8 protein-coding genes and 1 tRNA gene are annotated in these 10502 nt (G+C 71.2%); 7 read left to right on the top strand and 2 right to left on the bottom strand.

The genetic code is table 11. From position 1 onward, the window contains the following. Positions 1–220: 220 nt before the first annotated feature. Genes ABTZ94_RS18025 through ABTZ94_RS18035 form a run of 3 tightly spaced genes read left to right on the top strand, consistent with a single transcriptional unit; the run spans position 221 to position 5249 of the window. Positions 221–1117: an FAD binding domain-containing protein gene (locus tag ABTZ94_RS18025; protein WP_351202033.1), complete on the top strand. Its 897-nt coding sequence runs from the start codon at positions 221–223 to the stop codon at positions 1115–1117. Then, on the top strand, positions 1114–2916 hold the full coding sequence (locus tag ABTZ94_RS18030) for a 2Fe-2S iron-sulfur cluster-binding protein (protein WP_351202034.1): 1803 nt from the start codon (positions 1114–1116) through the stop codon (positions 2914–2916). Before ABTZ94_RS18025 ends, ABTZ94_RS18030 begins: the two co-directional genes overlap by 4 nt. Continuing rightward, positions 2913–5249 carry a xanthine dehydrogenase family protein molybdopterin-binding subunit gene (locus tag ABTZ94_RS18035; RefSeq protein ID WP_351202035.1) on the top strand — a complete coding sequence of 779 codons (2337 nt, stop codon included), beginning with the start codon at positions 2913–2915 and terminating at the stop codon, positions 5247–5249. Before ABTZ94_RS18030 ends, ABTZ94_RS18035 begins: the two co-directional genes overlap by 4 nt. Positions 5250–5441: 192 nt before the next feature. Here ABTZ94_RS18035 and ABTZ94_RS18040 read toward each other — a convergent pair whose 3' ends face one another. After that, complete coding sequence (locus ABTZ94_RS18040; RefSeq protein WP_351202036.1) at positions 5442–6458, bottom strand: proline racemase family protein; 1017 nt, start codon at positions 6456–6458, stop codon at positions 5442–5444. A 163-nt stretch (positions 6459–6621) separates the two neighbouring features. Between ABTZ94_RS18040 and ABTZ94_RS18045 the strand changes: the two genes are divergently transcribed. From ABTZ94_RS18045 to ABTZ94_RS18055, 3 genes are all read left to right on the top strand, one after another. Then, the gene (locus ABTZ94_RS18045; protein ID WP_351202037.1) at positions 6622–7455 is read left to right on the top strand and encodes a helix-turn-helix domain-containing protein; all 834 of its coding nucleotides are present in this window, start codon (positions 6622–6624) and stop codon (positions 7453–7455) included. 2 nt (positions 7456–7457) lie between these two features. Beyond that, on the top strand, positions 7458–7700 hold the full coding sequence (locus ABTZ94_RS18050) for a DUF397 domain-containing protein (RefSeq protein ID WP_351202039.1): 243 nt from the start codon (positions 7458–7460) through the stop codon (positions 7698–7700). A gap of 188 nt (positions 7701–7888) precedes the next feature. Next, positions 7889–8479, top strand: a complete 591-nt coding sequence (locus tag ABTZ94_RS18055) for an AAA family ATPase (RefSeq protein ID WP_351202040.1) — start codon at positions 7889–7891, stop codon at positions 8477–8479. Positions 8480–8685: 206 nt separating this feature from the next. Here ABTZ94_RS18055 and ABTZ94_RS18060 read toward each other — a convergent pair. Further along, positions 8686–8760, bottom strand: a tRNA-Cys gene (locus ABTZ94_RS18060). 185 nt (positions 8761–8945) lie between these two features. On the opposite strand from ABTZ94_RS18060, the gene ABTZ94_RS18065 reads away from it, so the two are divergent. Beyond that, positions 8946–10412 (top strand): MFS transporter, encoded by a 1467-nt coding sequence (locus ABTZ94_RS18065; protein WP_351202038.1) that lies wholly within the window; start codon positions 8946–8948, stop codon positions 10410–10412. Positions 10413–10502 lie beyond the last annotated feature (90 nt).

The raw sequence follows: 10502 nt of genomic DNA on the forward strand, positions 1-10502 counted from the left end.
AACAAGCCATACAAGGCTCGCCGAAGAGTGACAATTCATACTCTGCGCCGAAGCTGGGTGAATCGGGATCATCCCCCTGGTCGGGGACGGATGCGCCCTTCGTGGACCCTCGCGTCGGACCGGTCGGAAGATGTGCCAGAGTTGCTACGTCCAGGCTTTGAGCACGTACCGTACGGCGAAACAAGCCGGACCGCCGGGACACCGGGAAGGGGCAGCTGGGTTGACCACGCACGCACCGCAGGCGACGCAGTCCGTGACACTGCCGGCCTCGCTCGACGAGGCCGTGGCGGCGCTGGGCGCCATGCCCGCCGCCGTTCCTGTGGCAGGCGGTACAGACCTGATGTCGGCCGTCAACAAGGGGCTGCTGCGCCCCTCGGGGCTGGTCGGCCTCGGCCGGATCAGCGAGCTCCGAGGATGGCACTACCAGGACGGCCACGCCCTGCTCGGCGCCGGACTCACCCACGCACGCATGGGGCGGCCCGACTTCGCCGCCCTCATTCCCGCTCTGGCCGCGTCCGCGCGCGCCGCGGGCCCGCCCCAGATCCGTAACGCCGGAACACTCGGCGGCAACATCGCCACCGCCGCCCCGACCGGTGACGCCCTGCCGGTGCTCGCCGCGCTGGAGGCCGAACTCGTCATCGCGGGCCCCGGCGGCGCCCGCCGCGAGATCCCGGTCTCGCACCTGCTGGCAGGCCGCGAGATGCTCGAACCGGCCGAACTGATCGGCTTCGTCCGGGTACCGCTGCTGCACGCCCCGCAGGTCTTCCTGAAAGCCACCGGCCGCACCGGCCCCGGCCGCGCCACCGCATCCGTCGCGATAGTCCTCGACCCGGCCCGGCGCGGGGTGCGCTGCGCGGTCGGCGCCATCGCGCCGATGCCGCTGCGGCCGCTGGAGGCCGAGCGCTGGATCGCCTCACTGATCGACTGGGACGGCGAACGGGGCCTGGCACCCGACGCGCTGGCCGCTTTCGGCGAGTACGTCGCCGCGGCCTGCATCCCGGACCAGGCACCGCCCGTCGACGGGGGAGAGGCGCCACCGCTGCCCCCCGCCGTACTGCATTTGCGGCGGACCGTCGCCGCGCTGGCCCGACGCGCGCTGGGGAGGGCACTGTCGTGAGCAATAAGGACCGCAACGATCAGCACGGGCAGCGGGAGCAGCCGCAGCACGGGGGCTGGCAGCCGACGCCGCAGGGCGGCGAGTACGACGCCGATGCGACGGCCTTCGTCCACCTGCCGCCGGAGGACCTGGCGAACATCCCGCTGGCCGCGCCCGGCCAGGGCTACGTACCGCCGATGATCCTGCCGCTGACCCCAGTGGCCGGACTCGACCTGGCGGCCACGGGCAGCTGGGTCGTGCAGACGCAGAGTCAGCAGGAGCGGGCCACGGGAGCGGAGCAGCCGGCACCCGACGCGGTGCACTGGCCGGACCCGAACCAGCAGCAGCCGCAGTACGAGTACCCGCAGCAGGAGCAGTACCAGGAGACGCCGGCCGCGACGGGCCAGTGGAACTTCACCGAGTCCGCCGAGTTCGGCGGTCACGCCGACCACAGTGGTCCGGCTGACCACATTGCCTCGGCCGACCACAGCGGTCAGTCCGATCACGGCGGTCAGGCCGATTACAGCGGTCAGTCCGACCACAGCGGTCAGTCCGATCACGGCGGTCAGTCCGGACCCAGTGAGCATGTCGGCCCCGACGGCCACACCGGCCAGTGGACGATCCCCGTCGCCGGCGGCGATCTCCCCGAGGAGTCCGGCGAGTTCGCGGCCTCGGCTCCGGCCTCCCCCCAGTGGTACGCGGACCGGACCCCACCGGCCACGCTGCCGGGCGGTGCGCCCGCTCCGTGGGCGACACAGCAGCCGGTCGTGGACCCCGAGCCCGAGCCCGCGGTGGAGCAGTCGGCATCCGGAGCGGACATCGAGCCGGAGCACGCGCCAGGAGCCGATTTCGCACCTGGGGTGGAGCCCTCCGCGTACGTGGACAGCGTCCAGGCCTCCGAGGCAGCACCGGAAACGGCCACTGAGGACGGCCCCGTATCCGTGCCCGCTGCCGGAGACACTCCCGCTCTCGGGGTGGACCTCGCACAGGTCCCGCCCCCCGACACGGCCCCTGCCTCTGACACCACCCCGGCCCCCGACACCACCCCGGCCCCCGACACCGCCCTGGCGGCCGACACTCCGGCCGAGCACCCGGTGGAGGCCACGTCCGAGCACCACCCGGCAGAGCCGCCGGCCGACATGGCACCCGACTCCGAGCCGGGCACGGCGCCGGACGCACCACCACTGGACACCCCGCCGGAAGCCTCACCGCTCCCCAGCGAGCACCCCGCCGCCTCCTACGTCCTGCATGTGAACGGCGCCGACCGCCCCGTCACCGATGCCTGGATCGGCGAGTCGCTCCTCTACGTGCTCCGCGAGCGCCTCGGTCTCGCCGGTGCCAAGGACGGCTGCTCGCAGGGCGAGTGCGGTGCCTGCAACGTCCAGGTGGACGGCCGTCTGGTCGCCTCCTGCCTGGTCCCCGCGGCGACCACGGCCGGCAGCGAGGTCCGTACGGTCGAGGGCCTGGCGGTGGACGGCGAGCCGTCGGACGTCCAGCGCGCCCTCGCCAAGTGCGGAGCCGTCCAGTGCGGCTTCTGCATCCCCGGCATGGCGATGACCGTCCACGACCTGCTGGAGGGCAACCACGCCCCCAGCGAACTGGAGACGCGCCAGGCGCTCTGCGGCAACCTCTGCCGCTGCTCCGGCTACCGGGGCGTCCTCGACGCCGTGAACGAGGTCATCGCAGGCCGCGAGGCGACCGCCGAGCCCGCCTCGTCGGACTCCTCGTCCCCGGAGTCCGACGAGGCCCACATCCCGCACCAGGCGGCCCCCGGCGCCGGTAGCGTTCAGCCGCACCTGCAGGACGGAGGCATGGCGTGAGCAACGACGCAGCCACCGCTGCCAACGCGACCAGCACACGGATCACCATCCCGCCGGTCGAAGGCCCCGACACCGAGCCGCCCGCACTCGGGCTCGGAGCCTCCCTCCCGCCCGCCGACGCGCGTGCCAAGACCGAGGGCACCTTCCCGTACGCCGCCGACCTCTGGGCCGAGGGCCTGCTGTGGGCGGCCGTCCTGCGCTCACCGCACCCGCACGCCCGCATCCTGTCCATCGACACCTCGGGCGCGGTCGGGATGCCGGGGGTACGGGACGTCATCACGCACGAGGACGTCCCCGGGGAGAGCGCGTACGGCCGCAGGGTCGTCGACCGCCCGGTCTTCGCCTCCGACCTCGTCCGCCACCACGGCGAGCCGATCGCCGCGGTCGCCGCCGACCACCCCGACACCGCGCGTCTCGCCGCCGCGGCCATCGTCGTCGAGTACGAGGTCCTCGAACCGGTCACCGACCCGGAGAAGGCCTTCGCCGCCGAACCGCTGCACCCCGACGGCAATCTGATCCGCCATATCCCGCTGCGCTACGGCGATCCGGAGGCCACCGGCGAGGTCATCGTCGAGGGCCTGTACCGCATCGGCCGTCAGGACCCGGCCCCGATCGGCGCCGAGGCCGGACTCGCCGTGCCCCGCCCGGACGGCGGCGTGGAGATCTACACCGCCTCCACCGACCCACACACCGACCGCGATCTCGCCGCCGCCTGCTTCGGCCTCGAACCGGACCGGGTGAAGGTCGTCGTCACCGGCGTCCCCGGCGCGACCGGCGACCGCGAGGACCCCGGCTTCCAGCTCCCGCTGGGCCTGCTCGCGCTGCGCACCGGCTGCCCGGTCAAACTGGCCGCCACCCGCGAGGAGTCCTTCCTCGGACATGCCCACCGCCACCCGACGCTGCTGCGCTACCGCCACCACACGGACGCCGAGGGCAGGCTGGTGAAGGTCGAGGCGCAGATCCTGCTCGACGCGGGCGCGTACGCCGATGACTCGTCCGAGTCGCTGGCCGCGGCCGTCGCGTTCGCCTGTGGCCCGTACGTCGTCCCGCACGCCTTCATCGAGGGCTGGGCGGTCCGTACGAACAACCCGCCGTCCGGCCATGTGCGCGGCGAGGGCGCGATGCAGGTCTGCGCGGCGTACGAAGGCCAGATGGACAAGCTGGCCGCCAAGCTGGGCATCGACCCGGCCGAACTGCGCCTCCGTAACGCCCTGTCCACCGGCGACATCCTCCCCACCGGCCAGACGGTGACCTGCCCGGCACCAGTAGCCGAACTCCTGGAATCTGTAAGGGACTTCCCCCTCCCCGCCCTCCCCAAGGACGCCCCGGAGGACGACTGGCTGCTTCCCGGCGGCCCGGAGGGCGCGGGCGAACCCGGTGCGGTGCGTCGAGGGGTCGGTTATGGGCTCGGCATGGTCCACATGCTCGGGGCGGAGGGCGCCGACGAGGTCTCCACCGCCACGGTCAGGATCCACGACGGCATCGCCACGGTCATCTGCGCCGCGGTCGAGACGGGCCAGGGCTTTTCGACCCTCGCCCGCCAGGTCGTCCAGGAGACCCTGGGCATCGAAGAGGTCCACGTAGCGTCCGTCGACACCGACCAGCCCCCGGCGGGCCCGGCGACGCACGGCCGCCACACCTGGGTCTCGGCCGGAGCGGTGGAACGCGCCGCCAAGATGGTCCGCACTCAGCTTCTCCAGCCCCTGGCCCACAAGTTCGGCATGTCCACGGAGCTGCTGCAGATCTCCGGCGGCAAGATCACCTCGTACGACGGGGTGCTGTCCACGACCGTCACGGAAGAGATGGCCGGCAAGGAACTCTGGGCCACCGCCCAGTGCCGCCCCCACCCGACGGAACCCCTGGACGAGTCGGGCCAGGGCGACGCCTTCGTCGGCCTCGCCTTCTGTGCGATCCGCGCAGTGGTGGACGTCGACATCGAACTCGGCTCAGTACGGGTCGTGGAGATGGCGATCGCCCAGGACGTCGGCCGGGTCCTCAACCCGTCCCAGCTGGCGACCCGTATCGAGGCCGGCGTCACCCTGGGCATCGGCGCCGCCCTCACCGAGAACCTCCGCACCACCCGAGGCCTGATCCGTCACCCCGACCTCACCGGCTACGCACTGCCGACGGCCCTGGACACACCGGACATTCGCATCGTCACACTCATCGAAGAACGCGACGTGGTAGCCCCCTTCGGCGCCAAGCCCGCGTCAGCCGTACCTGTGGTGACCTCCCCGGCAGCAGTGGCCGCAGCCGTGCGAGCGGCCACCGGCCGCCCGATCAACCGCCTTCCGATCAGACCCCAGGCGGCTGTGGCACCCCCCAAGTCCTGAGCCCTGTACGGATGGCGGTCTCCGGGTTGCGGGTGCGACCCGGAGACCGCATCGGTTTCGGTGCCGTCTCCGGGCGCTGCCGCCATCGAGGCGAATTCCACATTTCCCTCGGAGAATGCCGAGGACATGCGGCCTCCCTGCGGCCGACTCCAGCGCCTAACTGCCATAGAGCGCTGACACTGTGACTTCCCCTCAACGAAGCACGAAACCCGGCACCATGTCGTCGTCGGGGTCGACGACGAACCGGTGCTCGCCGGTCTGGTAGGCCCGGCCGGTGACCACCGGCACCACGGCCTCCCGGCCTGCCTCGTGTGTGGTCCTTTGCACCCGCGCAAGCCAGGTCGCCTCGGTGATCGAGCTGTGCGCGAGCACTTGGCCGGGCTTGAGCCGGCCGGTGGAATGCAACGCGGCAACCCGCGAGCAGGTGCCCGACCCGCAGGGCGAACGGTCGACCTCACCGTCGGCGAACACGGTGACATTGCGCTGCCGCAGGCTGCCGTCCGGGCCGATTCCCTGGTCGTCGATATAGATGACGCCGTAGATGCCGCTCAGCCTGTCGTCGAGTGGGTGCCCGGCGAAGGCGGTGGGGTTGAGGAAGCCCTTGATCTCGCGGCTCAGCTCGATCAGCGCGGCAAGCGAGGCCACACTCACGTCGAGGCCGACCGCTGCGGCCGGGACGTGAGCATAAATCGCGCCGCCGAAGCTGATCCCGCACCGGACCTCCCCGCGCGAGGTCGGGACCGCCACCTCGTCGTGCAGGACGTAGCTGGCAACACTGACGAAGTCGACGCTGACGACCCGGTCGCCGTCGGTGGCCACATGGGCGCGGACCCGCCCCGAGGGCACGTCGATCACCACCTCCGTGACCCCGCTGGGATCGATCGGAACCCGGCCGCTACGCACCGCCCACGCGCCAAGAGCGATGGTGCCGTGACCGCAGGCGGTCGAAAAACCGTCCTTGTGCCAGAAGAGCACACCGAAATGGGCCCCCGCGTCGTCGGGCGGAACAATGAACCCGCCGTACATGTCGGCGTGGCCGCGGGGCTCGGAGCACAGCAGGGCACGCAGCCCGTCGATCCCGGGATCGGAGATCGCGCTCACACGCTTGTCCGCCACGGTGTCGCCCGCGATCCCGGGCACGTCGGTGACGATCCGGAACGGCTCACCGCCAGCGTGATAGTCGACGGTGCGGATGTCGGTGATGGTCATGTTGGGGTCCGATCCTGATACGGGACAGCGGGGCGGGCCGTCAGACCATGGCCACAGAGGGGTTCAGCCGGCGCGGCAAAGGTCTCCTCGATCGACTGTGCGGACACCCGGCACCTCCCGAGCCGGCTTCATTGCCCGCGAGTGAACCATGTGACATGGCACAGTGCAATGGCGCATCCGGGCGCCCGCCTCAGCCCTCCTCCGGGGCCAACTGCGCCATCAAGGGGACCTGATTCGTATCCACCGGGTGCGCGCCGGGCTCACGCAGAAGGACGCTGCGGACCAGTTGTTGATCTCGGAGTCGCTGATGGGGGCGGTCGAACGGGCGGAGCGCATCCCGTCGCTGGAGCTGCTGGCCGACGCGGACCGGGTCTTCGTCGCGGGCGGTGCGTTGAAGGCGTGCGTCGAGCTGATCGACGAGGAGAAGTACCCGGCGAAGTTCCTGGACTGGGCGCGGCTGGAACGGCAGGCGCGGGTCATCAGCGCGTACGAGACGATGCTGATTCCGGGGCTGCTCCAGACGGAGGCGTACGCGTACGCCTTGTACCGGGCACGCAAACCCGCGTACACCGAGGACGAGATCGTCCGGCACGTCGAGGCGCGGCTGGAACGGCAGGCGGTGCTGATGCGCACGCCTCCGCCGTACGTCGGGTTCGTCATCGAGGAGTCGATCCTGGACCGGACGCTCGGTGGCGCGGAGGTGCTGAAGGAGCAGTTGCTGCATCTGCTGGAGTGCATGGGGCGGATGAACCACCTCACGGTGCAGGTGGTGCCCTCGGATCAGCACACCCACGCGGGGTTGATGGGGCCCATGCAGTTGATGTGCACGGCGGAAGGCCGCAATCTGGTGTACGTGGAGGCGCAGGGCGGCGGTAGGTTGATCTCCAGGCCGGAGCAGGTGGGTGACACGTTCGACCTCTTCGGCATCCTGCGGGCCCAGGCGCTCAATCCCTGGAAGTCGGCGGAGATCATCGAAACGAAGGCGAGGCAACTGTGACCATTGGGCCCGAGCTCTCCTGGTTCAAGTCCAGTTACAGCAACAACGAGGGCGAAGCCTGCGTCGAAGTCGCCTACGACTGGCGCAAGTCCAGCTACAGCGGCAACGAGGGCGAGGCGTGCGTGGAGGTTGCCGCCTGCCCCCACGCTGTCCATGTCCGTGACTCCAAGGTCGTCGACGGTCCCACCTTCGCCGTCGCCCCCACCGCGTGGACCGCCTTCCTGGCGGGTGCCGTCACCGGCTGACGTCGGGATTGCTTCGTGCTGCTGCCGACTCCGGCAGCAGCGCCATTCCCGTACGCCGACAAGTCAGCCGACAAGTCCGTTGGCAGGTCCGCCGGTTCGTTCGCGTGCGGACTCGAACACCAACTGACGTCTGCCCGAGCGACCATCCTGCCAAGCCTGAGGAGAGAGCAGTGGACGACGACGTGGTGATGCAGGAGCGCGACGAACGGGGTGCGAACCGCGACGAACCCGGCCCCGCCGTCGTCCTCATCACAGGCGTGATGGCCTCCGGTAAATCCACCGTCGCCCAGGCCCTGGCCGAGCGGCTGTCGCGGGCTGTCCATGTCCGGGGGGACGTCTTCCGGCGGATGGTGGTGTCCGGGCAGGCCGAGATGGTGCCGGGGGCGTACGAGGAGGCCGTGGCGCAACTCCGGCTCCGGTACCGGTTGTCCGCGATGACGGCCGACACGTACGCGGGTGAGGGCTGGACCGCCGTGGTGCAGGACGTGGTGCTGGGGGAGGAGTTGGCCGCGTACGTCGAACTCGTACGGACCAGGCCGCTGTACGTCGTCGTCCTCGCCCCCGAGCCGCACGCCGTTGCCGCGCGGGAGGCCGGGCGGGGCAAGAACGGTTACGGGGCCGGGTGGACGGTCGAGGCGTTGGACCGGGTGCTGCGGGAGGAGACACCGCGGATCGGGCTCTGGCTGGACACGACCGGGCAGAGCGTGGAGCAGACGGTCGACGCGGTGCTTGCGGGGCTGGGGCGGGCGCGGGTGGCAGGTGCGGCGGAGGCTGGTTGACGGGTCTGAAGGGGCGACGCGGCGGGCCGGGCTGCCCGCGACAAGATCGTCACGGTCGGATTTGGAGTGCACCAATGCGCTGTAAATCCCGCGCGCTCTGCCTGAGTAAGTGAACAGCACTCGCGAAACCGGGGGCCTGTGCACACGGGAACGGCTGCCCCCGCCCGGCAGTTTCCAGCAGCCGTTCCTTTTCGGGTTCTTCCGCTTGGAGGCCGTGACCGGATTCGAACCGGTGTAACTCGAGTTGCAGTCGAGCCCCTGAACCACTCGGGCACACGGCCGTGTGTTCCCTGCTGTGGTTCGACCGTACGGGCGGGTGTCCGCGCCGCTCAAGGGTGCGGGTCGGGGCGTCATGCGAATGCCATACCGCGTTCACGATCGGCTTGTGGTCCTACGACCAACGGACGGGCGGCGGACCACCTTGCGACAGGGGCCAGATCAGATCTTGCCCCTTACTCTTGGGCTCATGAGTGCCCTGGAACCGCGTGACGACGTCGATGTCGCGCCCCTTGCCGTGAACACCCCTGTCGCCGTCGAATCCGGAGGGGTGCTCGGGCGGACCTATCGGGCGCTGAGTGTCGGCATCGTCTCCGTCGTGTTCCTGATCGCCTTCGAGGCGACGGCCGTGGGGACCGCGATGCCGGTCGCCGCCCGGGAGCTGCACGGCATTCCGCTCTACGCCTTCGCGTTCTCCGCGTACTTCACCACCAGCCTGTTCGCCATGGTGCTCTCCGGGCAGTGGGCGGACCGGCGCGGGCCGCTGGCTCCGCTCGCCACCGGGATCAGTGCCTTCGGGGCGGGGCTGCTGCTGTCGGGTACGGCGGGCAGCATGTGGATGTTCATCGCCGGGCGGGCCGTCCAGGGGCTCGGCGGCGGGCTGGTGATCGTGGCGTTGTACGTGGTGATCAGCCGGGCCTATCCGGAGCGTCTGCGGCCGTCGATCATGGCCGCGTTCGCGGCGAGCTGGGTGATCCCGTCCGTCGTCGGGCCGCTCGCCGCCGGGAGCGTGACCGAGCACCTGGGGTGGCGGTGGGTCTTCATCGGCATCCCCGTGCTCGTGGTGTTCCCGCTGGCGCTCGCCCTGCCCGCGATACGGCGCCGGGCGTCGGGGCCGGCCGATCCGGCGGCACCCGTCGAGCCGTACGACCGGCGCCGCATCGTGCTCGCGCTCGGGATCTCGGTGGGGGCGGGGCTGCTCCAGTACGCGGGGCAGGAGCGGAACTGGTTCGCGCTGCTTCCGGCCGTCGCGGGGGTCGCTCTGCTCGTCCCCGCCGTGCGCGGACTGCTGCCCCCGGGGACCGGCCGGGCGGCGCGCGGGCTGCCCTCGGTGGTGCTCCTGCGCGGGGTGGCGGCCGGGTCGTTCATCGCCGCCGAGTCGTTCGTACCGCTGATGCTGGTGACCCAGCGCGGGCTGAGCCCGACGCTGGCCGGGCTCTCGCTCGCGGCCGGGGGTGGGACCTGGGCGCTGGGTTCGTACGTACAGTCCCGGCCGCGCCTGGAGCTGTACCGGGAACGCCTGATGGTGGGCGGCATGGTGCTGGTCGCCGCTGCGATCGCGGCCACGCCGTCCGTGCTGATCGAGGCGGTGCCCGTCTGGACCGTGGCCGTGGCCTGGGCCTTCGGGTGCTTCGGCATGGGCATGGTGATCGCATCGACGAGCGTGCTGCTGCTGAAGCTGTCGGCGCCCCAGGAGGCGGGGGCGAACTCGGCTGCCCTCCAGATCTCCGACGGACTGTCGAACGTCCTGCTGCTGGCCGCGGGCGGGGCGGCCTTCGCGGCACTCGGCGGTGGGACGGTGGGGGCCGTGCACGGGGCGGCCGAGGTGGGGGCCTCGGGCTCTCATCCGGGGGCGTTCGCGGTGGTCTTCCTGCCGATGGCGGGGGTGGCGCTGGTGGGGGCGTGGGTGGCGGCGCGGGTGCGGGCAAAGCCTTAGAGCCTGTCGGGTGGCCGGTTGGTTACGCTGCGATGAGGTCCTCGACGGTGCGGGCTCGTGCGGTCTTGCGGTGGGATTCATGGCTCCACC

Origin of the sequence: Streptomyces sp. NPDC002785, assembly GCF_040295565.1 — a bacterium.
Taxonomy (GTDB): Bacteria; Actinomycetota; Actinomycetes; order Streptomycetales; family Streptomycetaceae; genus Streptomyces.

Bases quoted from the DNA above. Each gene is read 5' to 3' on its own strand.
- ABTZ94_RS18040 (WP_351202036.1), bottom strand. From the start codon at position 6,458: ATGACCATCACCGACATCCGCACCGTCGACTATCACGCTGGCGGTGAG.
- ABTZ94_RS18065 (WP_351202038.1), top strand. From the start codon at position 8,946: ATGAGTGCCCTGGAACCGCGTGACGACGTCGATGTCGCGCCCCTTGCC.
- ABTZ94_RS18055 (WP_351202040.1), top strand. From the start codon at position 7,889: ATGCAGGAGCGCGACGAACGGGGTGCGAACCGCGACGAACCCGGCCCC.